Consider the following 24,560-nt stretch of genomic DNA (forward strand, 5'->3'; position numbering starts at 1 on the left):
CAGTTAGTTTACCGGTGGGCTCGCCAGCGACCAATCCGCGAAGTCGAAACCGGGGGAGACGACGCAACTCACGAGGGCCTCGACATCGGACGCGAGTCGTGCTGACTGCCACACGCCGGCGGGGACCACGAGCTGCGCGAGGTCTCCGTCGTGATGATGGGGTCCCAGGACAAAGTCGGTGGCCTCGCCCGGCGCATCGCCGGATCCGCCTAGTGAAAGGGTGAGCGGGCCGGGACCGTGCCATAGCCAGATCTCGTCGCTGGTGACGACGTGCCAGGCACTGTGCTCGCCGGGCGTCAGCAGGTAGTGGATGCAGGTGGCGGCCGGGCGCACGCCCCCGGCGGTGTCGACGGGGCGATCGGACGTCCACATGCGCCGGAACCAGCCGCCCTCGGGGTGGGGAGCGAGGTCGAAGGTCTCTGCGGTACGCGGTCGGGATGTCATGATGCCGCCACCCCGGTCTGTGCCGTGAAACCTGCGGTGGCTGCGCGGACTCGGCCGTCGATGACAGTCGCCGCCGCCCGTCCCTCGCCCGACTCGGCGAGCGTGGTGAGCGTCTCGGTGATGCCTGTCACGGGGGTGTCGAAAAAGGCGAGGTTGGCGATCGCTCCTACGGCGAGGTAGCCGGAACGCTCCGGGCCGTCGTCGAGTCCCATGGCGTGCGCGCCACCCAGGGTGGCCGCGCGCAGCAGGCGCTCGGCGAGGTCGTCGTTGCTGTATCCCTGCGACCGCGCAATGCGCATCAGTTCGGCCACGTCCGCCATTGGGTCGAGCGAGGGGGACGAGGAGAGCGAATCAGTGCCTACCGCGATGGGGCTGCCCTCGCGGAGGTAGGCGGCCACGGGCGGGGCGTCGAGGCCGATCACGGCGTTGGAGCGAGGGCACAGTGCGACCGTGGTGCCGCGCGCCCGCAAGATTGCGCGGTCGCGGTCCGACATGTAGACCCCGTGTGCCACATGGCAGTCCGGCCCGAGCACACCCAGGTGGTCGACGTAGTCGGTGGCGGAAGTGCCGAAGCCCGCCTGGCGCAGCTCTCGCAGGCTGCCCAGCCCGGCGGTGTGCCACGGCTCGGCGTGCTCGTGCGCAAACTCGCGCTCGATGCCGGACTCGCCCAAGTGAATGTGAATGCGACTGCCGCGCTCGCGGACGATATCCGGGATCTCCAGCAGAGGAACGATTTCGAGGGAGTAGGGGGCGTGCGGCGACAGGCCAGTGCCCGGCCGCGACGGCAGCGAGTCGAGCGCAGCCTCGACAGCGGTGCGGCCGCCGTCAAGCCACTGCTCGTTGGTCCAGTCCAGGACCTCCCAATACGCGATGCCGTGCATGCCCGCGTCGTGCAGTGCATGCGCGGCCGAGGGGTCAGTAACCACGTCGGCGGCGGCAGTGGTGCCAGCCTCGATCATCAGGCGTGCACCGCGGGCGGAGTCCGCCGACCAGTCGTGACCGAGCGCGTACACCGGATTGAAGCCCTTGACCCAGTCCTCGAAGCCGTCGTACCGACCCTGGCCCACGACCCCCATGCCGGTGTACTGCAGGTGGGTGTGGGCGTTGACGAGTCCGGGCATGAGCACGCCGGGCCAACGCACGTGCGTGACCTCGATCCCGCGCTCGGCAAGCGCGCGTTCGACCCACACCCGTTCGCCCACATGCAGGATGCGTTCGCCCCGCACAGCGATGGCGCCGTCAAGAATGGGGGGTGCTGTGACGGGCAGCACCATGTCCGCCGAATACAGCGTGACGGGGAAAGCAGTCATGGGGTCTCCTGAGACGAGGGCGGCACGGCCGACCGGCCGATGCTGAAGCGGCGAGAGTGCCAGGCGTCGCCAAGGGATGGCGCCGCCGCAGCATCGGCGCTGCCGGGAGTGAGGTCACCGGTGGTGACGTCGGTGGCCTGTGGGGTGTCGAGTTCAAGCCCGCGCTCGCGGGCGGCTACCGCACCGACGTGGGCAACGGCGGCATCGGACAGTGCGTGGACGCCCGTTTCTGGGCGGGTGCTGACGAGTTCGGAAATCGCTGCGAGCTGGGTGGCGAAGGACAGGTCCATGATCTCGATGGGATTGCCCTCGGCGGCGGTGACATTGATACAGCCGCCGCGATCGAGCACCAACGTGGTGGCGGTAGTGAGCCGCTCGATGTCGCGCGACACCGGCTCCAGCTGGTCAGTGTGAAGGGTCTCGTCTAGTGCGATCTCGCCCGGCACACCGCCGGCGACCGCGACGGCGAACGCGTCCCGCAGCAGCGGGGCGGGAATGGTTCCGGCAACTCCGGTTGCGGACACGACCAGCGCTCCCGCGCCCAGATCTGCGGCGCGGCCCACGCGATAGCCGTCGTGCTGGGCGAGCAGGGCGCGCACGGGGTCCGCCTCCGCGACACGGACGTCGACGCCGAGTGCCCGCAGGTGAGCTGCGACACCCACGCCCACGGGGCCGTAGCCGATCACCAGTGCCGGCCGCTCGCGGATGTTGACCTGAGCCGCATCGAGGAGGTCCGCGATCGCGAACACGCAGGACTGCCCGGTGCCGTAGCGGTTGTCGAAGCCGGTCTTGGTGGCGGCGTCGTTGACCGCGATCACAGGAGTCTGGAGGATGCCGGCCGCGGACATCTCCCGCAGCGGAGTCAGGCCGCTCGTGGTCTCCTCACTGACGCCGATCCATCGCGCGACCTCGTCCGGCGCGTCCTGGTGTGCGAGGCGTACCAGGTGCGAGCCGTCATCCACCAGCACATCGAAGCCACGCCTGAGGAAGCCCAGTGCCGCTTCCCGTTCCTCCTCACCGCTGAGCGACACATCGCCGTCCACGGGGATGCCGCGTTCGCGCAGGACGCTGGCGACCTCGGGGTCGATCTCATCGGGGTGAGCGTAGACGGCGACCTCGGCACCAGCCGCGGCCAGGTGCAGGGCGAGTTGGGCGGTCTTGGGTTCCAGCGTCAGGCACACGCCGACGCTGAGGCCGGACACGATTTCCGCGGCTGCCAGTTCCGCGGCGAGAGCGCGAGTGACGGGCATGTGGGCGCCGGCAAAATCCACGCGGCCCGCGGCGGTGCCGCGCGAGGTGAGGGGCTCGCCTCCCAGCGATATCAGTGCGGGGGCGTAGTGAGTATCGATCTCGACGACGTCTGCGCTCACGGATTCGTCGCCATCGGGCACTGCCTGGGCGCCCAATGCCGAGGCGATGGTACGCAGGGACTCGGCCACGGCATCGGCGCCGATGATGCGGACGGGACGGCCCGCCACCAGCAGGTTTGTCTCGTGCGCGAACCGACGGATGATGCGCGAGGCCTCGTCGAAGGCGGAAGCGTGCGCGGGATCGGTCATGGCTCAAGTCTACGGTCGCGCAGTTGGGTGGAATCCTCCGTGCTGGTGGCTCATATGCTCCGAGAATTGGTGCTTCCCGGCAGTCGCTCAGTGCCGACACGGGCGTGAAACCCGCACTCAGTGACTGCCAGGACGCAGGTAGGACAGTCCCTGCAGGGGACTTACGATGGTGGGTGCCGGCATTCGCCGGTTTTTCGGCGTGCCCTGGAGGACCTTCGTGACCACCCCCGTGCTTGAGCAGTTGCTCGATTCGCTGACCGATGCCGCCGTGTTGCCCGCGCTGGAGTCGGTGCCGCCCGAGGCGCTGATTCAGGCGGCCACTTCCGCGGCACCCGCCGTGGTCGCGCTGGCCGTTCGCGACCGCGACCGCGCGGGGGATTCCTCCCCGCTCGTGGTGGTCACCGCGACGGGGGGCGACGCCGAGACGTTCCAGCACGCGCTCAACTCCTATCTCGACCCGGACACGATCGCGATCTTCCCTAGTTGGGAGACCCTCCCGCACGAGCGCCTCAGCCCACGCTCGGACACGGTGGCGCGCCGCCTCGCGACACTGCGTCGTGTGGTTCACCCCGTTGAAGTGCACGCCGAGACTGGTCTGCCGCCCGTGCGCGTGGTGGTCGCCCCCGTACGTGCCCTCTTGCAGCCGATGGTCCCCGGGCTTGCCGACTTGGCTCCAGTTCAGGCGGCCAAAGGCCAGGTCATCGACCTGACCGAATTCACCACCGCGCTGGGCGACGCCGCCTACACGCGCGTCGACATGGTGGAGCGGCGTGGCGAATTTGCGGTGCGCGGCGGAATCGTGGATGTATTCGCACCCACCGACCCGCACCCGGTGCGAATCGAGTTTTTTGGTGATGAGGTGGACTCAATCCGCTCGTTCTCCGTGGCCGACCAGCGCTCCCTCGCGGACGTGGACCGGCTGTGGGCGCCTCCGTGCCGCGAGCTCCTGCTGACCGACGCGATCCGTAGCCGCGCCTCCGAGTTGCGCGACCGCATTCCGGCCGCCGCGGACATGCTTGGCCGCATCGCGTCCGGCGTCCCCGCTGAGGGTATGGAGTCGCTGATCCCCGCGCTCGTGGACCGCCTGGTGCCCCTCACCGATGTGCTGCCCGTCAACGCGAAAATGGTGGTGATCGAGCCCGAGCGCATCGCCCGCCGCGCCGAGGACCTGCACCGCACCGCCGAGGAATTTCTGTCCGCCGCCTGGGTCGCGGCCACCGCCGGCGCAGACGCCCCGATCGAGGCCAGTGAGGGTTCGTTCCTCTCGCTCGACGAGGTCCGCGAGGGAGCATCCGAGCGCGGTATCAGCTGGTGGGGCATCGGCCCGTTCGGAGCAGCCGATGCCGTGGCTACCGGCATCTCTGAGATCGAGGATTACCGCGGTCGCCTGTCCGTGGTGCTCGACGCCGTCCGTGCCCGCCTCGCGGACGGATGGCGAGTCGTGATTACCGCGGCGGGTACCGGCAGTGCGCACCGCATAGTCGAACAGTGCGCCGACGCGGAGATTCCCGCGCGCTATCAGGGCGAGTTCGAGCCCGTCGACGGCGTGGTCTCCGTGATCCCGCAGATCACCGGCGCGGGATTCCAGGTGGCCGAGGCGAAGCTGCTGGTCCTGCACGAATCGGACCTGACCGGCCGGCGCACCACCACCGCCGGACCCAAGGTCAAGGTGCCGTCGCGCCGGCGCAACGCCGTGGATCCGCTGCAGTTGCGCACCGGCGACTTTGTGGTCCACGAGCAGCATGGCGTGGGCAAGTTCGTCGAGTTGACCAAGCGCACGGTGCGCGGCACCGAGCGCGAGTACCTGGTCATCGAGTACGCGCCCTCCAAGCGGGGGCACCCTGGCGACCGGCTCTCGGTTCCTACCGACCAGTTGGACCAGATCACCAAGTACGTGGGTGGCGAGGCTCCCGCGGTGTCCAAGATGGGCGGCGCGGACTGGGCCAAGACCAAGGGCAAAGCGCGCAAGGCCGTCAAGGAGATCGCGGCAGAACTGATCCGTCTCTACAGCGCCCGCATGGCGACCAAGGGGCGCGAGTTCGGCGCGGACACCCCGTGGCAGCGCGAGCTCGAGGAGGCGTTCGAGTTCGTCGAGACCCCCGACCAGCTCAGCGTGATCGACGAGGTGAAGGACGACATGGAGAAGGCCGTCCCCATGGACCGTCTGATCTGCGGAGACGTGGGCTTCGGCAAGACCGAGATCGCCGTCCGCGCCGCCTTCAAGGCGATTCAAAACGGCGCTCAGGTCGCGGTGCTGTGCCCCACCACATTGCTGGTCAAGCAGCACGTCGACACCTTCACCGAGCGCTTTGGGCAGTTCCCCGTCAAGGTGGCATCGCTGTCGCGCTTTCAGACGGACAAGGAGGCCAAGGAGGTCATCCAGGGCCTGGCCGACGGCACGGTTGACCTGGTCATCGGCACCCACCGCCTCATCACTGGCTCGGTGCGATTCAAGGATCTTGGACTCATCATCATCGACGAGGAGCAGCGGTTCGGCGTCGAGCACAAGGAGACGCTGAAGGCCCTGCGCACCAATGTCGACGTGCTTGCGATGTCCGCGACGCCCATCCCCCGCACGCTCGAGATGGCGGTTACCGGCATCCGCGAGATGTCCACACTGGCCACGCCGCCCGAGGAACGCCACCCGATCCTCACCTACGTGGGCCCGCAGGAGGACGCGCAGGTGATCGCCGCCCTGCGCCGCGAACTGCTGCGCGACGGGCAGGTCTTCTACATTCACAACTCGGTCAAGAGCATCGACCGTGCCGCGGCCAAGATCTCCGAACTGGTACCCGAGGCACGCGTCGCCGTGGCCCACGGACAGATGGGGGAGAAGGCGCTCGAGCAGGTGATCGTGGACTACTACGAGAAGCGCTACGACGTGCTGGTCTGCACGACGATCGTCGAGACGGGCCTGGACATCTCCAACGCCAACACCCTGATCGTGGAACGCGCGGACACGTTTGGCCTGAGTCAGCTTCACCAGTTGCGTGGGCGGGTGGGCCGGGCACGTGAACGCGCGTACGCCTATTTCCTCTACCCGCCGGATAGGACGCTGACCGAGACCGCGCACGATCGCCTGCAGACCATCGCTGCGCACACGGACCTCGGCGCCGGCATGGCGGTAGCCATGAAAGACCTCGAGATTCGCGGTGCCGGCAACTTGTTGGGTGGCGAGCAGTCGGGTCACATCGAGGGCGTGGGCTTCGACCTCTACATCCGCATGGTGGGCGAGGCGGTCGCGGGATTCCGCGGCGAGGGTGAGGAAGAACGCACCCCAATGACGGTGGACCTTCCGATCGACGCGCACCTGCCCACCACGTACATCGAGCACGAGCGGCTGCGCCTGGAGGCGTACAGAAAGATCGCCGATGCTGCAGACGAGGCCACGCTGGTCGCCGTCGAGGAGGAGCTGGACGACCGGTACGGCACGATGCCGGAACCGGTGCAGCACCTGTTTGCGATTGCGCGCCTGCGTTTGGAGCTTCGAGAAGCCGGCATCACGGATGTGGTGGCGCAGGGCAAGATGGTGCGCTTCGCGCCACTCGAGTTGCCCGACTCCGCGGCCATGCGCATCAACCGCCTCTACCCAGGGACGATGATCAAGCCGGCCGTGCGCCAGGTCCTCGTTCCCGCCCCCACGACGGCGCGCATCGGCGGCAAGCCAGTGGAGGGGCCCGCCGTACTGGACTGGGTACGGGAAGTTATCAAGACTACTTCGGGAGCGGCGCTAGGATGAGAGCCATGAGTCACGTTCGTTCACGCCTTGTTGTCGCGGCCATTGCGGCCCTCGCGCTCGCTGGGTGCGCGGTCCCCGGACAGGGCGCCCCCGCCGGTACGGCGACCGAGTACCAAGGCGCCACCATCACCAATGCTGACGTGGACGCCACGTTTACCGCGTGGGCGCAGGAGACGCAGGGTGCGCTGATCTCGTCGCGCGACGAGGTGTTGACTATGGAACTGCTTCACGACGATCTCCTGGCGGCGTGCGCCGAGCGGGGCACCCCCATCCACTCCGCGGACTCCAAGCGACTCGCGCAGCAGTGGTTCGAGGGACTCGGTATCGCTGCAGAGCCGAGTGACGACTTTGTTTACGCGTTTGAGTCGCAGTTCGCCATCGCGGTGCTCGCCATCGACGGTGGGGATGCGGAACTGAAAACCATTATCGAGAACGCGGCCGCCAACGCTAAGGTCAGCCCGCGCAACGGCGAGATCAGCGTAGATGCCTTCCTGGCCTCGGTCGCGGACGCCAAGGGCACCGCAGAGCAGCAACAACTCGGCGCCCAGTCCTACATCCCTTTCCAGCACGTGAACGCGTTCGTCGACGCGGACTCGTCCTGGGTAGCACGTGGCTAACGGAGTCGACCGACTGACAGAGGTCATGGACCGCCTGCGTTCACCGGGCGGATGCCCATGGGACGCCGAGCAGACTCACGAGTCGCTCGTGCGGTACGCCTTAGAAGAGACCTACGAATTCGCCGATGCGGTGGAGTCTGGCTCGCGCGACGAGATGCGCGAGGAACTGGGCGACGTCCTACTGCAGGTGGTCTTCCACGCTCGCATCGCGCAGGAGCACTCCGACGAACCGTTCGACCTGGACGACGTGGCCAACACCTGCGCCGACAAGTTGATCCAGCGACACCCGCACGTCTTCGAGGCGGACGATGTCACGGTGGGGCAGGCATCCGGTGACGGTGTCGCGCAGCCCACCACTGCATCGGCGGTGCGCGAGCGCTGGGACGACATCAAGGCCCGTACTCAGGGTCGCGATTCCGTCATGGACGGCGTTCCTGCGGCGTTGCCCGCTCTCGCCCGTGCGCAAAAGGTGCTCGGCCGCGCTACCCGGGCCAAACTGGACGTGCGCGACCCGGCGGGAGTCGGCATCGGGCAACAACTGTTCGCGCTCGTGGCACGTGCCCAGGCCGAAGGCGTGGACGCGGAGACCGAACTACGCGACGCGACCCGCGCCTTCGAGGCAGCGGCCCGCGAGGCTGAGGCGGCCGTCACTCAAGATTCACCTGAGGAGCCCTTAACCGGGACCTAGGTCGTTGCGCGGGGAGCAGTCTGCGCCGATAGACTCACAAGAGAAATCAACCAGCACTATATAAGGAGCATCATGGCCAGCATTGAGGCCGTTGGAGCCCGCGAGATTCTTGACTCGCGCGGAAACCCCACCGTTGAGGTCGAGGTAGCACTTGAGGATGGCACGTTCGCACGTGCGGCTGTTCCCTCCGGCGCATCGACCGGAGCGTTCGAAGCAGTGGAGCGTCGCGATGGCGACGACGCTCGTTACCAGGGCAAGGGCGTCGAGCAGGCCGTTGACGCAGTCATCGACCTCATCGCCCCCGAGGTCATCGGTCTCGATGCGTCGGAGCAGCGCCTGGTCGACAAGACCATGATCGACCTGGACGGCACGGACAACAAGGGCAAGCTGGGCGCCAACGCGATCCTGGGTGTCTCGCTCGCTGTCGCGAAGGCCGCCGCTGAGAGCGCCGACCTCCCGCTGTTCCGCTACGTTGGCGGACCGAACGCGCACGTGCTGCCCGTTCCCATGATGAACATCCTCAACGGTGGCTCGCACGCCGACTCCAACGTTGACATCCAGGAATTCATGATCGCCCCCGTGGGCGCATCGACGTTCCGCGAGGCGCTGCGCATGGGCGCCGAGGTCTACCACGCCCTCAAGTCCGTGCTCAAGGAGCGCGGCCTGGCCACCGGGCTGGGCGACGAGGGAGGCTTCGCGCCCAACCTCGAGTCCAACCGTGAGGCACTCGACCTGATCCTGGTCGCCATCGAGAAGGCAGGCTACAAGCCGGGCGAGGACGTCGCACTCGCACTCGACGTCGCCGCCTCCGAGTTCTACTCTGAGGGCCACTACAACTGGGAGGGTGGTCAGAAGACCCCCGCCGAGATGATCGAGTTCTACGAGGGCCTCGTCGCGGACTACCCGCTCGTGTCCATCGAGGACCCGCTGGACGAGGATGACTGGTCTGGCTGGAGCGACCTCACCGCCCGTGTGGGCGAGAAGGTGCAGATCGTGGGTGACGACCTGTTCGTCACGAACCCCACGCGCCTTGCACGCGGCATCAAGGAGAAGGCTGCGAACTCACTGCTGGTCAAGCTCAACCAGATCGGCTCGCTGTCCGAGACCTCCGACGCTGTGACGATGGCGCAGCGCGCCGGCTTCACCTGCATGGTCTCGCACCGTTCGGGCGAGACCGAGGATGTCACCATCGCGGACCTCGCGGTGGCCTACAACTCGGGTCAGATCAAGACGGGTGCCCCGGCACGTGGCGAGCGCGTTGGCAAGTACAACCAGCTCCTGCGCATCGAGGAAGAACTGGACGACGCCGCGGTCTACGCCGGCAAGTCCGCGTTCCCCCGCACCTACGACGTCTAAATCTGACGCACGCAAATAACTGAATTACGCGACTCGCTGCCTCGGCAGCAGTCAACTGGCGCGGCGCGCCGGGACAATAGGGGCATGTCTGCCCCCAGCCGTCCCGGCGCGCCGCGTTCGTCTTCCCGGACGGCAGCGCGCCCTGGTGCAAGCGCGGGGCAGCGACCATCCGCGCGGCGCGTCAAGGCGCCCACCACGGGCAGTGTCCGCACCAGTGGAGCCCGCACGTCGCAAGCACGACCCGGCGGGCCAAGCGGACCTGGACGCAGCACCTCGGCGCCCAAGCCCCGTCTCGAACCCGCCAAGCCGCGCGGTTCGTGGACGGCAATGCTGTCCTGGCGCACGGCCGTCATCGCGGGTGTGGTGATGCTCGCCCTCGCGCTGATCATGCCCTCGCTGCGCGTCTACTTTGAGCAGCAACAGCAACTTCAACAGCTCCGCGCCGACGCAGCCACCGCGCAGGCCGAGGTCGATGACCTCAATGGGGAAGTGGCCCGTTGGGACGACCCGTCCTTCCTGGTGGCCCAGGCACGCGAGCGTCTCGCATACGTCTTCCCCGGCGAGACCCCGTACCGCGTCGTAGACCCCGAGACGGTGGCGACGGACGACGCGGGCCAAGCTGAGGCAGCCGAGGATTCGACGGATGTCACGGGCAATACCTGGTACGACACCCTGTGGGGGTCGATTTTGGTGGCCGGCAATGGCACCGACGCGGCAGACGATGCGCAGGCGCCTCCGGGTTCTGCCGTCCCTGAGGCGTCGCCTTCGCCGCAGGTCGCCCAGGACGGCGACCAGTCCACCGCGGACACCGCGGAGACCGACGATGCCGGGGGCACGGCGGACACGTCTGACGCCAACGTAGACTTCTCCGAGTGAATGACACCCCCGTCCTCGCAGCCGACATCGCGGTGCTGCGCGCGCAACTAGGCCGTGAACCCAGGGGAGTGGTGGCGATCGCCGCTCGCTGCGTCTGTGGCAATCCCACCGTGGTGCACACCGCCCCGCGCCTGCCCGATGGCACACCCTTTCCCACGCAGTACTACCTGACGCACCCCGACGCGACGAGTGCCGTATCCACGCTTGAGGCCAATGGCGTCATGAAGACGATGCAGGACCGCCTAGGCGAGGACGCCGAGCTTGCCGACGCCTACCGTGCCGCCCACGAGCGCTACCTTGAGGAGCGCTACGCGCTTGGCGAGGTGCCGGAGATTCACGGTATTTCTGCTGGCGGCATGCCCGACCGCGTGAAGTGCCTGCACGTGCTGGTGGGCCACTCGCTGGCCTCCGGGCCCGGGGTGAACCCGCTCGGGGACGAGGCGCTCGAATTGATTGCTCACCAGTGGCGCCCGGACCGCTGCACGTGCGGCGTGATCCTTGACGATGAGCAGTCTGACGACAGCGGAGACAACGCATGACCCGCGTCGCTGCCGTGGATTGCGGCACCAACTCCATCCGCCTGCTCATCGCCGACGTCAGCGCTGGCGGCTCCTCGCTGACCGATGTGGTACGCACCATGACCGTGGTGCGCCTGGGACAGGGCGTGGACCAGACGGGCGAGTTCGCGGCCGAAGCGCTGGAGCGCACCTTTGCCGCTGTCGACGAGTACGCGGCGGCCTGCCGCGAACACGGCGTCGACGCGATTCGCTTTGTGGCGACGTCCGCCACGCGGGACGCCCGCAACCGAGACGAGTTCATCGCGGGAGTGAAGTCGCGCCTGGGCGTTGAGCCCGAGGTGATCTCTGGCGATGAGGAGGCCGCGTTGAGTTTCAGGGGCGCAGTCAGCGTCATCGACCCCGCCCGCCCCGCGCCCTACCTGGTCGTGGACCTCGGGGGCGGCTCCACCGAGATGGTTCTGGGCGAGCGCTCGCCTGCGGGTGCCCACTCGATGGACGTGGGCTGCGTGCGCATGACAGAGCGTCACTTGGTGAGCGACCCGCCCACCGCGGCGGAGATCGACGCGGCCACGGCAGACGTCAACGAGGCCTTCGACGTCGCCCTGGCGCAGGTTCCCGTCGCGCAGGCGCGTTCGCTGGTGGGACTCGCCGGCACCATCACCACGGTCACGGCGCACGCGCTGGGCCTGAGCCGCTACGACCGCGATGCCATCAACGGCGCGGAGCTTTCGATCGACGCGGCCATCCGGTCCTGTGATGCGTTACTCCGCGCGACGCGGGAGGAGCGGGCGGCCATGCCGTTCATGCACCCGGGCCGAGTCGACGTCATCGGCGCCGGTGCCCTGGTGTGGCGAGTGGTCATGAGCCGTGTGCGCGACCAAGTCGTCGCCGCCGGGGGGGCGCTGGACACCACCGTGACCAGCGAACACGACATCCTCGACGGCATCGCATTCTCGGTAGCTGCTCGCGCCTAGTGCCGCTGCACCAGTACCCTTCTGAAAGCACCACCGATCGGTACCTCGCTCGCACGCGTGAGGTACCGCGCCCCCGTAGCCCAATTGGCAGAGGCAGCCGACTTAAAATCGGCACAGTGCGGGTTCAAGTCCCGCCGGGGGCACGTTCACGTCGTGGCGCGTAGGTTGGTGGTTATCGGCAGAAGGTGGGTTCTCATGGCGACGACAAAGCGATGGGTCGCGGCATCGGCCGCGGGATTGGTGTTGATGATGTCCGGTTGCGCGAGTTCTACGGCACCCGACCCAGTGGGGACCTGGGGCGACGCGGGTACTCACAAGCCGCAGTTGATTCTGGCCAGTGACGGAACCGTCACCGGCACCGACGGCTGCAATACCCTCAACGGCAACTGGACGCTGGAAGGGGACACGATTGAGTTTGGACCGTTCGCCTCGACGCGCATGGCGTGTCCGAACGTCGACACCTGGCGAGGCAATGCCGTCAGCGCAACCACCGATATCGACACCATGCGCCTGATCGACGACACCGGTGCGCAACTCGGCACGCTCGACAAGCAGGAGAGCTAAGCGCGGATTGTGCGCAGCGCGAACGTTCTTGGTGGCTCCGCGCCTCAACGGTAAGATTGCGCTTGCTGCGCCTGACCGGCGCAACAGCCCTACAGGAGGAACCCGTGGCCAGTCCAGTATTCAAGCGTGGCAAAGAATTTCAGCCCGCGAGTGGCGCCGAGGCGCACAACGCAGCCTTGAGCGGTGCGTCCGTGGGAGGCGCTGTCACCGCAACACAGACCGCCGACCTGAACGCGCAGTTCAACGCGCCGGCTGCTGGCCCCGCCGACACCGGCCGCATGACCTACGAGGGCGTCATCACCAAGACGAGCGGAATTGGCCTGCTCGTCCTCCTCTTCGCGGTGCCCGGCTACATGTTCCCCAACGTCATCGGCATGATCGCGGGCGCGATCATCGGCATGGTACTCGGCCTGGTCGTGGCGTTCCAGAAGCGCCCCAAGCCGGCCCTCATTGCGCTCTACGCCATGGCTCAGGGCTACTTCTTGGGAGCCATCACCACCTGGATCCAAGATGCCTACGACGTCCCCGGAGCCGGCCTGCAGGCGCTCATCGCCACCGGCGTCACCTTCGGTGTAGTGCTCGCGCTCTACAAGTCCGGCAAGGTGCGCTACACGCCCAAGATGCAGAAGTTCCTGATGATCGGCATGATCTCCTATCTGGCCTTCTCGCTCGTCAACGTGCTCATCATGGTCTTTGGCCCTCAGGGCGGCGAGAACGCGTGGGGCCTGCGCACCTCAGTTGAGATCTTCGGCATCCCGCTGGGTGTCCTCATTGGCCTCTTCGCCGTGGTCCTGGCCTGCGTCTCGCTGATCGGCGACTTCGACTTCATCGAGAACGCCGTCAAGAACGGCATGCCGGCCTGGGTCGAGTGGAAGGCCGCCTTCGGTCTGATCGTCACACTGATCTGGCTGTATGTGGAGTTCCTGCGCATCATCGCCATCTTCTCCGGACGCCGCTAAGTAGGGCTGGGCGTTGCCGCACTACGACCTTCCGCTCGCGGAGCTCGAGGCATTTCGCCCGGACATCCGCGAGCCCGCCGACTTTGACGAGTTCTGGGAGCGCACCATCGCCGAGGCCCGTGCGGCCGGCGGTGAGGCGGTCCTAGAGCCGGTCGACAATTCGCTCCCGCACGTCGACATCTTCGACGTCACGTTTCCAGGCTTTGCTGGCCAGCCCGTCAAGGGCTGGTTGCTACGCCCGGCAGGCGCGGAGGGCGACCTGCCCGCGGTGGTTCACTACGCGGGCTACGGCGGCGGGCGATCGCTCGCCATCGAGCACACCTTCTGGGCGACTGCGGGCTACGCATACTTCGTGATGGACACGCGCGGACAGGGCTCCGCATGGGGCAACGGAGGTGCAACGGCAGACCCCGAGGGCTCGGGACCCTCGCACCCCGGTTTCATGACTCGCGGCATCGAATCACCGGAGACGTACTACTACCGCCGCGTCTTCACCGACGGCGTGCGCGCGGTTGACGCCGTACGGACGATGCCGGGGATAGATTCCTCCCGCGTCGCGGTCCACGGCGGCTCGCAAGGCGGAGCCATCACGCTTGCGGTCTCGGCCCTGGTGCCCGACGTGCAGGCGGCCTGCATGGACGTGGCGTTCCTGTGTCACTTTGAGCGCGCGATCACCCTGACCGATGACAACCCCTTTGGCGAGATTCAGAAGTACCTGCGCACTCACCGTGACCACGCCGAGCAGGCGCTCACCACGCTGAGCTACTTTGACGGGGTCAACTTCGCCAAGCGTGCACACGCGCCATCGCTGTGGTCGGTGGCGCTCATGGACTACATCGTGCCGCCGTCCACGACGTACGCCGCCTTCAATTGGTACGGCGACCGCGCCGGCCCGGGAGTCAGCAAGGCCATGGAGGTCTACCCGTACAACGGGCATGAGGGCGGCGAGTGGCGTCAGATAGAGAAGCAGCGCGCGTTCCTCGACGGGCTGCTGACCTAGACGGAGTCGGTCGCGCGGTACGTCCCGCGCCACGCCCGAGGCAGCAACTGCATGGAGCTGAGAAGCCCTCGCCCAGCAAGCACGACGACGACCACGCCAAAGAGCGCGGCGGCGGCGTATGGCGCCCAATGCAGCCACTCAGGCCTGCCGTCGTCGAGCACGAGCGACACGAACGTGACCCCTATGCCGAGCACCGCCATCCAGGCCATGTCAGTGCGCCGCGGCCCGCGTCGGTCCTCAAGCGGCAGTGGCAGCGAGATCACCGCAGCCACGAGTAGCGCGAGCGCGGGCAGCAAGAGTCCTGCGCTCAAGGTGGTGAAGGCGGGATAGTCAGGTGCAGGGAAGAAAGGGCCTTCCACCGCGGTGCCCGTCAACGCGCCGATGGCCATGGCGACTGCCACGGGTAGCACGCCCAGCAGCATGATCCACAGCATGGACCAGAAGTGCAGCGCGTATACCGCGTCAAGGCGTCCGTGCGGACGGGTTCGCCGCTCCCACTTGGTGCGCACGCGTGACTCCTCTTACCTGGCAGGGGCGCACCCACGGGCACGCAATGCCCGCCAGTCTAGCCGCGACGATGGGCCCGCTAGGCGGAGTGCTACGTCAGGCGTCAGCCCCCGCGTACGAGACCTGGCAGAAGCCGTGGTTGCAATAGCCACCGGGGTTTCGGTGCAGGTACCCCTGGTGGTAGTCCTCGGCGTAGTAGAACGTGCCGTCCCCAGCATCGGCCGCTGAGTCAATCTGCGTGGATATGGTGCCAAAGCCCTTGTCCGTGAGCTGCTCCTGGTAGCGGTCTCGCGAGGCCTTGGCTGAAGCCAACTGCGCGTCGGTGGTGGTGAAGATCGCGGAGCGGTACTGCGTGCCGACGTCGCCGCCTTGACGGTTGGGCGTCGTGGGGTCGTGGTTCTCCCAGAACTCGCCCAGTAGGGTCTCGATGGATACCTTGGCGGGTTCGTAGACCACCTTCACTGTCTCGGTGTGTCCCGTGCGTGAGGTGCATGTCTCGTCATATGTCGGGTGGGACGTCCAGCCACCCATGTAGCCCACCGCGGTGGTGTAGACGCCGTCGGTCTGCCAGAAGATGCGCTCTGATCCCCAGAAGCACCCCATGCCAAAGTAGATGACCTCGTGGCCGTCCGGAACGGGCCCGGAGATGGGTGTGCCGAGCACCGCATGGATCCCGGGAACCGTGATGGGGGTATCGCGTCCTGCGAGTGCCTCGTCCTTGGTCACCATGGTCGTCTTGTTCAGGCCAAACATTGGCAGTCCCTTCATTGGCGTTGTCTGGCTGGTGAAACGCCGCGACGCGCGATTCTGTTCCGCCCGCCTACAGACGTGCAGGTACTGCGCCGCGTAGGCTCTGTACATGCCTGATGAGCCTTCTACAGAGACGTCTGAAATAGCGCGCGTCGCGCGCGCCGCCGGCGAGGATGATGTCGCCCGCCTACACGTGCCCATGCCGCTTCGCGTGACCGCCGCATGGTCGTGGCGAATCGTGGTGGTCGGCATCGTCGGTATCGCACTCTTCACCGCGTTCCTCAACCTTGCCTCGTTGATGGTTCCGCTGATCATCGCGCTTCTGATCGCCGCCCCTCTGGAGCGCTTCGTCACCAGGCTTGAGCGCTACGGCATCCACCGCGGTTGGGGATCGGCGCTCACCATCCTGCTGGGCGTGGTCATCATCCTGGCGCTGGTCACTCTCGCGGGAACGTCGATCGTGACGGGATTCGGGGATCTGCGTGAGGCCGCCATCAGCGGCTTCAACACATTCATCGACTGGCTGTCCGACGGCCCGTTGCACATCAGCAGCGACCAGATCGATGAGGGAGTGAAGAACCTCACCGGCCTCCTGCAGGACAACGCCCTCGGTGTCGCCAGCAGCGCGGTAGGCGTCACGAGCGCGATCGGAGGCATGTTCGCCGGCACCATCATCGCCTTGCTTGCGCTGTTCTTCTTTATGCGCGATGGCCGCACCATGTGGGTCTGGGCCGTGGGTCACGTTCCGGTCGAGGACAAGGAGCGTGTCGACCACGCGGGCCTCAATGCCTGGCACACCCTGGCGCGATACACCAAGACGTCGGCCTTCGTGGCGCTCGTCGACGCCGTGGGCATTGGTGTGGGTGCGTGGATCATCGGCGTCCCGCTCGCGCTGCCCATCGGAATCCTGGTCTTCCTCTTCTCCTTCATTCCGCTGTTTGGTGCCACTATCTCGGGCATTGTCGCGGTACTGGTGGCGCTATTTGCCGGCGGCTGGAAGACAGCCTTGGTGATGCTCATCGTCGTGATCGTCGTACAGCAGGTTGAGGGCAGCGTGCTGTACCCATGGCTGTTCGGCAAGGCCGCCTCCATTCACCCGATGGTGATTCTGCTGACCGTCTCCGCGGGAACGCTCATCTTGGGCCTGGTGGGCGCCGTCGTGGCGGTACCGCTCCTCGCGTTCGTCACCGCGTTCGTCACTGGGTACAGAAAAGACTTCAACCCGGAGAAGGAAGACCCTCCCATCAGCTCCACCATTCCGATCATCGCGGACAAGTCACGCGACGCCTTCCGCCGTGCACGCGAGACCATCAGCCACACCACAGAGATTCGTGTGCGCAAGAACCGGCGCGACATTGCCGATGGTGCACACCGCGGCGCCGATGCCGCGACCCCGGACGACATCGCCGCCGAGAGCGAAGCCTCGGCGAGGGGCGACAAAGACTAGACGTTTGCACGAACTCACACGCAAGAAGCGACCCGGTGACGATTCGTCATCGGGTCGCTTGTTGCGGACAGAGTGCGTGGCGTTAGCCGGAGAAGGGCTCCGCGGCGGTCACCTTGACGGTGATGTCCTTGCCGTTGGGGGCCGCATACGTCGTCTCGTCGCCCACCTTCTTGCCCAGCAGCGCGGCGCCCAAGGGGGACTGCGTGCTGAACACGTCGAGGTCGGTACCCTCGGCGGACTCGCGCGAGCCCACTAGGAAGCGCATGGCGCGTCCGGCGACCTCGGCCTCGACAATCATGCCGGGCTCAACGATGCCGTCGTCCGCGGGTGGCTCGCCCACCGTCGCGTCGCGCAGGATCTCGCGTAGGCGGGTGATGCGCGCCTCCTGCTTAGCCTGCTCCTCGCGGGCGGCGTGATAGCCGCCGTTCTCCTTGAGGTCGCCCTCTTGGCGTCGCTCGTCGATCTCCGTGGCGATCGCGGTGCGACCCTCGCCGGTGAGGAAGTCGTATTCCTGCTGCAGGCGGTCGTAAGCGTCCTGGGTAAGCCAGGTTCCAGTCGTGTCAGTCACGTGAGTCTCCTTCTGAGCGTGACCGGCAAGAGTATCAAGAGAAACCGTGCGCGTCACCTATTGGACGCTACGGCACTGCCGGCCGATGCATCGGCCGGGTGCTATTCGGGCGTCGCCTCGCAGTAGTTCACCGTGGCGGTGGTGGCCTGCTCGGTGGTCACGATGGTGGTGGTGACCTGTTGCTCCACACCATCCGCGCGGTCGATGTGTTGGGTAGCGACGCCTACCTCGGCAAAGCTGGAGTTCAGCGCGCGCACGGTGCAATCAGCGGAGGCGTCCGTGTAGAGGTAGACGTTGTAGGTCACGGTCGCCTCGGTGGGAATGTCGGTCACAAAGCCCACATCGGTCCAGCGCACGGGGTCGCTCGCGTTGGACAGTCCAAACCACGCGGTCACGGCGATCAAGGCAGCGACGCCCACGCCAGACCAGATCAGTCCCTTGCGGCTCATGGTGGGTCGCGCGGTCCCGCCGCTACGGCGGGAGGGTTCTGGTGTGGAGTCTGGTGAGGTCATCATGAGGCAGGATAGTACGTGAAAGAGGTGGCCAACATGACGGAATTTACAGGCGGACCGGGCTTCGCGGCGTTTGTCGCGACGTTCTCGCTGGTGCTGGTGACGATTGTGCTGATGCGCTCGCTCAACAAGCAACTCCGCAAGGTGCGCACGGCGCGCCCGGAAGGCGGCGCGGTCATGGAGAGCAAGCGCGCGTCAGGCACTGAAGACGACGATCGCGACGGCGGCAAAGTGGCAGGCGAATCCCGCGATAGTTAGCGCGTGGAAGATCTCGTGGAAGCCAAAATACTTGGTTGATCCGCGGGGCCACTTGGTGCCGTAGATGACGGCACCGGCGATGTAGCACGCGCCGCCTACCGCGATCAGCGCGACGACCAATGCGTTGCTTGCCTGGTAAAACGGGCCGAGGAAGCCCAGTGCGACACATCCGAGGATCACGTAGAGCGGCACGTAGAGCCAGCGGGGGGCGTTCAGCCAGAACACCCGCAACAGGATTCCCCCGAGGGCCCCGCCCCATACCAGCGCGAGCACGATGGTCGCGGTGCGTTGGTCGAGCAGCAGCACGCACAGCGGCGTGTAGGTGCCCGCGATGATCAAGTAGATGTTGGCGTGGTCCATGCGCCGCAGCACAGCCTTGGCCTTGGGTTGCCAGTTGCCGCGGTGATACACGGCGGAGGTCCCGAACATCATGACGGCCGTGATGGTGAAGATGGCCGACGTGACGCGCCCCGCAAGAGTAGGGGCGAACGTCACAAGCATGAGTCCCGCGATGAAAACAATGGGTGCGGCTCCCAAATGCAGCCACCCGCGAAGGAGTGGTTTGTCGGGAATCGGGAGGTTCTCGGGCATGCTCTTGAGGCTGTCTTCCATGAACCTACGATACCGTAGGTTACGCCCGGGCGGTACCGTGGGAACCGGCGCGCAAACTGAGACACCAGCGCCGCGGAATGAACGGCGCGCCCTCGCGGTGCCATCAGGAAAGGACGCCCATGGGTCTGCGTGACCTTGTGTACGGCACGTACGAGCGTCAGCTTGCCCGCTCGCTCAAGAGCGACGGCAACACACCCCGGCACATCGGCGTCATCCTGGATGGCAACCGGCGCTGGGCCAAGCAAGTAGGGGCGAGCGCCGCAGACGGCCACCAGCGCGGTGCGGACAAGATCACCGAGGTGCTCGAATGGTCCATGGACGCGGGTGTCGAGGTCGTCACGCTGTGGATGCTGTCCACCGACAACTTGGGCCGCGACGCAAACGAGCTGGACGCGCTGCTCGAGATTATCTGCACCTCCGTCGAGACCCTGGCTGACGATGGCCGATGGCGCCTCCAACATGTGGGGGACGCCACGCTGCTTCCAGCCGGAGCATCGGCCCGCCTGGAGGCGGCAGCCGAGCGCACCGCGACCGCAACCGGCCTGCACGTCAACGTTGCCGTGGGCTACGGGGGGCGGCACGAGATCGCCGATGCCGTGCGGTCCTTCCTGCGGGCCGGAGCCGAATCCGGAAACTCGCTCGAGGAGGTGGCGGACTCGTTCTCCGTGGAGCACATCGCGGAGCACCTCTACACCAAGGGGCAGCCGGACCCCGATCTGGTGATTCGCACCTCCGGGGAGCAGCGACTCAGTGGCTTCCTCATGTGGCAGAGCGCACACACGGAGTTCTATTTCTGCGATGCCTACTGGCCCGCATTCCGACATGTGGACTTCCTGCGCGCGCTGCGCGCCTTCGCGCAACGCGAGCGACGCCGCGGCAAGTAGTCCGCCTGGCTCGCCCCAGCATCGGCCGGAGACGCCGCGCCCGAGCGCGTGTGTCGAACAGGTTAAGGGCGGCGTGTCGCGCATCTCTGGGCAATCTCGGGCGTAGCGTCATGAGCGTGGTTAGCGCACAACGTCGCACACCAAAGGTGTCGACCTAAATCAATCGCCGTAGGGCGATGAGCGCTCTGCGGCCTTAACGCCTGGAGCACCCGTGAGCATCTCCGCCAGCACCGCCACTACCCCCTCATCCATCGTCGACGGCGCCGTCGGCCTGCGCACGTTCGTACTCGATACCTCGGTGCTGTTGTCGGATCCGAGGGCGATGAAACGGTTTGCGGAACACGCGGTGGTGCTCCCGGTGGTCGTGATTACGGAGCTAGAAGCCAAGCGTCATCACCCGGAGCTAGGCTACTTTGCCCGTTCGGCCCTGCGCTCGCTCGACGAGCTGCGTGTCCGTCACGGCAAGCTCGACGCCGCGGTGGAGGTCAACGACGCTGGCGGCACCCTGCGCGTGGAACTCAACCACACGGATCCCGCCGTGTTGCCCAGCGGCTTCCGGCTAGGAGACAATGACACCCGCATCCTCGCCGTCGCCGCGAACCTGCGCAACGACGGCTTCGCCGTCACTGTGGTCTCCAAGGACCTGCCGATGCGCGTCAAAGCCTCCGCTCTGGGCATTGAGGCAGAGGAGTATCGCGCGGAACTTGCCGTGGAGTCGGGCTGGACCGGCATGCGCGAGATCAACCTGACCGACGACCAGATGGCGTCCTTGTGGGAGCACGAGTCGATCCCCGCGCCCAGCCCGGACATGGCGGGCGAGGACTCGCGCGCGCTTCCCATTCACACGGGATTGGTGATTCATTCCGGCCGGGGAAGCGCGCTGGGAAGGGTCGCGGCCGATGGTGCGGTCCGGTTGGTACGTGGCGACCAAGAGGTCTTTGGGGTGCGTGGCAGGTCCGCCGAGCAGCGGATCGCGATCGACCTGTTGATGGACGACTCGATCGGGATCGTGTCCATGGGCGGGCGCGCCGGCACCGGCAAGAGTGCACTGGCGCTGTGTGCCGGACTCGAGGCCGTCCTCGAGCGTCGCCAACACAAGAAGATCATGGTGTTCCGCCCGCTGTACGCCGTGGGCGGCCAGGAGTTGGGTTATCTTCCCGGCAGCGAGTCGGAGAAGATGAATCCGTGGGCCCAGGCGGTCTTCGACACGCTAGGTGCGATGGTGAGCTCCGAGGTGGTTGAGGAGGTCATGGCCCGTGGCATGCTCGAGGTGCTGCCACTGACTCACATTCGCGGGCGATCGCTCCACGACGCGTTCGTGATTGTCGACGAGGCGCAGTCGCTCGAGCGCAACGTGCTGCTCACCATGCTGAGCCGCATCGGCCAGGACTCCCGGGTGATTCTGACGCACGACGTAGCCCAGCGGGACAACCTCCGTGTGGGCCGTCACGACGGTATCGCTGCGGTCATCGAGGCGCTCAAGGGCCACGATCTGTTTGCCCACGTGACGCTGGAGAGGTCCGAGCGTTCCGAGGTCGCCGCGCTCGTCACTGAGTTGCTGGAGCGCCTGGACCTGTAGCGCGCCTAGGTGAGTCCGGCATGGCAGTGGCGTGCCGCACTCACGGGCGCGGTAGCCTCTCCTCATGAGTTTGCCCATCACGAGGGCGACGGCTTAGGGGAGAGACATGGCCAAGCTGTACTTCCGCTATGGAGCGATGAACTCCGGGAAGTCGACGATGCTGCTGCAAGCGGCCTTCAACTACGAGGAGCGCGACCAACAACCGCTCATCGTGAAGCCTGGTATCGACACGAAGGCGGGTGACGCGATCACCTCCCGCATCGGCGCCTCACGGCCCGTGGACATCCTGCTGGGGGCAGACCAGTCACTGCGCGACACCGTGGGCGCCAAGGCCCCACTGGGCTCCGTCGACGCGGTGTTCATCGATGAGGCGCAGTTCCTCACCCCGGCGCAGGTCGACGAGGCCTTCGTGATGGCCGTCACCGACGGCGTGCCAGTGCTCGCGTATGGGCTGCGCGCTGACTTTATGACACGGGCCTTTCCCGGTTCGCTGCGGCTCCTCGAGATTGCCCACTCGGTCGAGGAACTGAAGACCATCTGCCGCTGTGGCTCCAAGGCCGTCTTCAACGCCCGCCGGGTCAACGGCGAGTTCGTCAGCCACGGCAACCAGGTCGCCATCGACGGCGAGCACGCCGAGTACGAATCGCTGTGCGGCCGGTGCTACATGGCCAAGGTGGGACCCGTCCAGCACGGCTAGTGGCCGTGCCGGGCGAGTCGAACCCCAGACCTACAGCCCGTGCGCCGCGAGGAAAGGCTCGAGCTCTTCCCAGTTCGCCTCGTCCGAGCGTTCGTCGTCCCAGATCGCCTCATACGCCGCACGCTGCTCGTCCGTGAGCGAGTTGTAGGTAGCCATGATCTCGTCAAGGTTGGCGTACCAGTAGCCCACGATCCGGTACCAGGTGTGGTGGCGGCCCCAGTTGTTGCGCAGATACTTGCGGGCGCGACGTGACTCGGCGCTCTCGCAAGCAATCCAGACGTAGACGTCCTCGCCCGGGGCTTCCGAGCGGCTCATGCACGTCTCGAGCGCACTGGGCGAACGCCCGTTGCCGCTCACGCGCCAGACGGCACGCACGGTGGCCTTGCTCGGCAGTTCGATCTTGTCGGCGAGGTCGAGAAGCTCGACAATGACATCAAACTCCTCGTCGGCCGATGCTTCCTCGAGGATGCGTGCGACGGCCGGCAGGCCGGTGGCGTCGGCGAGCAGAAGACGCTTGGTGCTTCCCCCCGGCGGGCCGTAGAAGCCGCTCGCATCGCTGATGGCCACGCGATCACCAGGCTGGCAGTTTTTGGCCCACGAGGAGCCCAAGCCGTGCCCGTGCGTGACCACGTCCAGGTCGATCGTCCCAGCCACGGCATCGTACGAACGAATGGTGTAGTGGCGGGCGATGTCGTGGTCGTCCTCCCAACCCTCGGCAGGGTTGTCTCCGGGGATGTGGACGTGGACGAACTCATCGGCCTTGCCCGTGGACTCCCAGTCGGCGATGGTGCCGCCGCCCAGGTGGACGCGGCGCAGGTTGGGGGTGATCTGGGTGGCACCGAGAACATCGGCGTAGAAGGATTCAGTCATTGTGCATCTCCGGATAGAACGTGGGGGGAGCGGTGTCGCGGTGCCGGGCCCTCTGGCGAGACGGCCCGGCACCGCTGAACGCTAGGAAGCGTCCGAGTACACGGGAACCTCGGTGGCGGGGTCGCCATCCAAGGCTGCCTCGAGCATCGGCACGAACGCGTCGAGCGAGTACTTGATCGCTGACGGTGAGTTGGCGAAGTACGCACCCTCGAGCACCGAGTCGGTGAGCCACATGTTGCCGCCTACCTCAGTGGACGTGAGCGACGGGAACAGCGGAAGCCCCTCGAGGGAGTCCTTCGCGGTCGGATCGGTCGCGACCTGCCACACCACGGAGTCGAGGTCGCCGAGCACGTCAAGCTTCTCGGCGCTGATCTGTAGCCAGGCTGCGTCAGTGCCCTCGACGGACGCGACGTCCAGGCCGAGGTTTGCGAGGAACTGGTTGCGGGTATCCGAGGCCGCGTAGACGAACGCCTGACCCTCGTAGTAGCCGCCCACCTGCGAGGTCTTGCCCGCCCAGTCGGGGTGCGCGTCCTTCACGGCCGCGAACTCCGCGTCGATATCAGCGATAACCTCGGCCGCCTTGTCCGAAGTGCCGGTGGCCTCGCCCAGAAGCGTGAGCTCGTCGGCGAGAGTGACGCCCCACTCGACGGTCGCGTTGCCGTCGGAGTCGGTGGCGGGACGGGTGACGACCGGCGCGATGCCGGACAGCAGGTCGAATTCCTCCTGCGACATCTCGTGGTTGGGGTAGGTCGCGACGATGAGGTCGGGATCGAAGGCGGCAATGGCCTCGGCGTCGTATGCGGTTGCGCCGGGCTCGAATACCTCAGGCTCAGCGCCGGCAGCGATGCGGTCAGCATCCGCCCAGGGGCCGGTGCCGTTCTCGTAGCCCTGCCAGCTCACGGGAACGGCCACGGGTGCCACGCCCAGCGAATAGAGGTACTCGTGCTCGTGCGAGCCGAGGGTCACGATGCGCTCGGGCTGCGCGTCGATGGTGACGTCACCCATGACGGTGTCAAGAGTCACGGGGAACGCGCCAGTGGCGTCCGCGGTCGCGTCCGCGGAGGCGCCAGCGCTCGCGGACGCCTCGGTGGTCGGTGCCGTGGATGCGTTGTCGTCGGTGTCTGAGTCGGACGAGCAGGCCGAGAGCAGAAGCGCCGCGGCGGCTGCCACGGATACGGCGGTCAGGCCGCGGTTGATGCGCTGGTGCATGTGATTTCCTTTGCTTTGATGGGGATCGGGAATAGAGGGCATGGGGACGTTGGTGGGGTGGGT

General features: G+C 66.7%; 25 protein-coding genes and 1 tRNA gene. 16 read left to right on the forward strand and 10 right to left on the reverse strand.

Translation table 11 applies throughout. The features are described from left to right. Positions 1-3: 3 nt before the first annotated feature. The 3 genes from AOP73_RS05735 to AOP73_RS05745 are packed head-to-tail and all read right to left on the reverse strand — an operon-like array spanning position 4 to position 3,313. Entirely contained in the window at positions 4-444 is a 441-nt protein-coding gene (locus AOP73_RS05735; protein WP_061963757.1) for a cupin domain-containing protein, read from the reverse strand. Then, a complete protein-coding gene (locus tag AOP73_RS05740) occupies positions 441-1,754 on the reverse strand; it encodes an amidohydrolase family protein (RefSeq protein ID WP_061963759.1) in 1,314 nt (437 codons plus the stop codon). The genes AOP73_RS05735 and AOP73_RS05740 overlap by 4 nt, the downstream gene beginning before the upstream one ends. After that, complete coding sequence (locus AOP73_RS05745; protein ID WP_061963762.1) at positions 1,751-3,313, reverse strand: adenosylhomocysteinase; 1,563 nt, start codon at positions 3,311-3,313, stop codon at positions 1,751-1,753. The genes AOP73_RS05740 and AOP73_RS05745 overlap by 4 nt, the downstream gene beginning before the upstream one ends. A 166-nt stretch (positions 3,314-3,479) precedes the next feature. Here AOP73_RS05745 and mfd point away from each other — a divergent pair, with 166 nt between their 5' ends. The 11 genes from mfd (at position 3,480) to AOP73_RS05800 (ending at position 14,604) form a co-directional block, all read left to right on the forward strand. Then, positions 3,480-7,052, forward strand: coding sequence for a transcription-repair coupling factor (gene mfd, locus AOP73_RS05750; protein ID WP_061963764.1), 3,573 nt, complete (start codon positions 3,480-3,482; stop codon positions 7,050-7,052). Between the two features lie 5 nt (positions 7,053-7,057). After that, positions 7,058-7,669, forward strand: coding sequence for a hypothetical protein (locus AOP73_RS05755; RefSeq protein ID WP_061963766.1), 612 nt, complete (start codon positions 7,058-7,060; stop codon positions 7,667-7,669). After that, positions 7,662-8,357, forward strand: a complete 696-nt coding sequence (locus AOP73_RS05760; RefSeq protein WP_236683512.1) for a nucleoside triphosphate pyrophosphohydrolase — start codon at positions 7,662-7,664, stop codon at positions 8,355-8,357. The genes AOP73_RS05755 and AOP73_RS05760 overlap by 8 nt, the downstream gene beginning before the upstream one ends. Positions 8,358-8,429: 72 nt before the next feature. Next, the gene (gene eno, locus AOP73_RS05765; RefSeq protein ID WP_061963770.1) at positions 8,430-9,713 is read left to right on the forward strand and encodes a phosphopyruvate hydratase; all 1,284 of its coding nucleotides are present in this window, start codon (positions 8,430-8,432) and stop codon (positions 9,711-9,713) included. Positions 9,714-9,797: 84 nt separating this feature from the next. After that, on the forward strand, positions 9,798-10,589 hold the full coding sequence (locus tag AOP73_RS05770; RefSeq protein ID WP_084626586.1) for an FtsB family cell division protein: 792 nt from the start codon (positions 9,798-9,800) through the stop codon (positions 10,587-10,589). After that, positions 10,586-11,128, forward strand: coding sequence for a DUF501 domain-containing protein (locus tag AOP73_RS05775; protein WP_061963774.1), 543 nt, complete (start codon positions 10,586-10,588; stop codon positions 11,126-11,128). Before AOP73_RS05770 ends, AOP73_RS05775 begins: the two co-directional genes overlap by 4 nt. Continuing rightward, positions 11,125-12,081: a Ppx/GppA phosphatase family protein gene (locus AOP73_RS05780; RefSeq protein WP_061963776.1), complete on the forward strand. Its 957-nt coding sequence runs from the start codon at positions 11,125-11,127 to the stop codon at positions 12,079-12,081. Before AOP73_RS05775 ends, AOP73_RS05780 begins: the two co-directional genes overlap by 4 nt. 69 nt (positions 12,082-12,150) lie before the next feature. Beyond that, a tRNA-Leu gene (locus AOP73_RS05785) sits at positions 12,151-12,224 on the forward strand. Positions 12,225-12,276: 52 nt separating this feature from the next. Further along, complete coding sequence (locus AOP73_RS05790; protein ID WP_061963778.1) at positions 12,277-12,645, forward strand: META domain-containing protein; 369 nt, start codon at positions 12,277-12,279, stop codon at positions 12,643-12,645. Between the two features lie 104 nt (positions 12,646-12,749). Beyond that, on the forward strand, positions 12,750-13,604 hold the full coding sequence (locus AOP73_RS05795) for a Bax inhibitor-1/YccA family protein (protein ID WP_061963780.1): 855 nt from the start codon (positions 12,750-12,752) through the stop codon (positions 13,602-13,604). Between the two features lie 13 nt (positions 13,605-13,617). Then, positions 13,618-14,604 carry an acetylxylan esterase gene (locus AOP73_RS05800; protein ID WP_061963782.1) on the forward strand — a complete coding sequence of 329 codons (987 nt, stop codon included), beginning with the start codon at positions 13,618-13,620 and terminating at the stop codon, positions 14,602-14,604. On the opposite strand, the gene AOP73_RS05805 is transcribed toward AOP73_RS05800, so the two are convergent. Together AOP73_RS05805 and msrA are read right to left on the reverse strand one after the other, a co-directional pair. Further along, positions 14,601-15,113 (reverse strand): hypothetical protein, encoded by a 513-nt coding sequence (locus AOP73_RS05805; RefSeq protein ID WP_061963784.1) that lies wholly within the window; start codon positions 15,111-15,113, stop codon positions 14,601-14,603. The two genes, AOP73_RS05800 and AOP73_RS05805, sit on opposite strands and share 4 nt — an antisense overlap. Positions 15,114-15,207: 94 nt before the next feature. Continuing rightward, positions 15,208-15,879, reverse strand: coding sequence for a peptide-methionine (S)-S-oxide reductase MsrA (gene msrA / locus AOP73_RS05810; protein ID WP_236683513.1), 672 nt, complete (start codon positions 15,877-15,879; stop codon positions 15,208-15,210). A 91-nt stretch (positions 15,880-15,970) separates the two neighbouring features. Between msrA and AOP73_RS05815 the strand changes: the two genes are divergently transcribed. Further along, on the forward strand, positions 15,971-17,308 hold the full coding sequence (locus AOP73_RS05815; RefSeq protein WP_084626588.1) for an AI-2E family transporter: 1,338 nt from the start codon (positions 15,971-15,973) through the stop codon (positions 17,306-17,308). Between the two features lie 82 nt (positions 17,309-17,390). On the opposite strand, the gene greA is transcribed toward AOP73_RS05815, so the two are convergent. After that, positions 17,391-17,876, reverse strand: coding sequence for a transcription elongation factor GreA (gene greA, locus AOP73_RS05820; RefSeq protein ID WP_061963789.1), 486 nt, complete (start codon positions 17,874-17,876; stop codon positions 17,391-17,393). Between the two features lie 101 nt (positions 17,877-17,977). Next, positions 17,978-18,391, reverse strand: a complete 414-nt coding sequence (locus AOP73_RS05825; protein WP_084626589.1) for a DUF4307 domain-containing protein — start codon at positions 18,389-18,391, stop codon at positions 17,978-17,980. Between the two features lie 33 nt (positions 18,392-18,424). Between AOP73_RS05825 and AOP73_RS05830 the strand changes: the two genes are divergently transcribed. Further along, positions 18,425-18,646 (forward strand): hypothetical protein, encoded by a 222-nt coding sequence (locus tag AOP73_RS05830; RefSeq protein WP_152650545.1) that lies wholly within the window; start codon positions 18,425-18,427, stop codon positions 18,644-18,646. On the opposite strand, the gene trhA is transcribed toward AOP73_RS05830, so the two are convergent. Then, positions 18,584-19,258: a PAQR family membrane homeostasis protein TrhA gene (gene trhA / locus AOP73_RS05835; RefSeq protein WP_061963795.1), complete on the reverse strand. Its 675-nt coding sequence runs from the start codon at positions 19,256-19,258 to the stop codon at positions 18,584-18,586. The genes AOP73_RS05830 and trhA overlap by 63 nt on opposite strands. A gap of 119 nt (positions 19,259-19,377) precedes the next feature. Between trhA and AOP73_RS05840 the strand changes: the two genes are divergently transcribed. From AOP73_RS05840 to AOP73_RS05850, 3 genes are all read left to right on the forward strand, one after another. Beyond that, on the forward strand, positions 19,378-20,142 hold the full coding sequence (locus AOP73_RS05840) for an isoprenyl transferase (RefSeq protein ID WP_061963797.1): 765 nt from the start codon (positions 19,378-19,380) through the stop codon (positions 20,140-20,142). 322 nt (positions 20,143-20,464) lie between these two features. Next, positions 20,465-21,721, forward strand: a complete 1,257-nt coding sequence (gene phoH2, locus AOP73_RS05845) for an RNA 5'-3' helicase PhoH2 (protein ID WP_236683555.1) — start codon at positions 20,465-20,467, stop codon at positions 21,719-21,721. 106 nt (positions 21,722-21,827) lie between these two features. Continuing rightward, complete coding sequence (locus AOP73_RS05850) at positions 21,828-22,418, forward strand: thymidine kinase (RefSeq protein ID WP_061963799.1); 591 nt, start codon at positions 21,828-21,830, stop codon at positions 22,416-22,418. A gap of 30 nt (positions 22,419-22,448) precedes the next feature. Here AOP73_RS05850 and AOP73_RS05855 read toward each other — a convergent pair whose 3' ends face one another. Further along, positions 22,449-23,288 carry a siderophore-interacting protein gene (locus AOP73_RS05855; protein ID WP_061963801.1) on the reverse strand — a complete coding sequence of 280 codons (840 nt, stop codon included), beginning with the start codon at positions 23,286-23,288 and terminating at the stop codon, positions 22,449-22,451. 81 nt (positions 23,289-23,369) lie between these two features. Further along, positions 23,370-24,497 carry an ABC transporter substrate-binding protein gene (locus tag AOP73_RS05860; RefSeq protein WP_061963803.1) on the reverse strand — a complete coding sequence of 376 codons (1,128 nt, stop codon included), beginning with the start codon at positions 24,495-24,497 and terminating at the stop codon, positions 23,370-23,372. Positions 24,498-24,560: the final 63 nt, after the last annotated feature.

The sequence above is a fragment of the Demequina aurantiaca genome (genome assembly GCF_000975135.1).
GTDB classification, from domain to species: Bacteria; Actinomycetota; Actinomycetes; order Actinomycetales; family Demequinaceae; genus Demequina; species Demequina aurantiaca.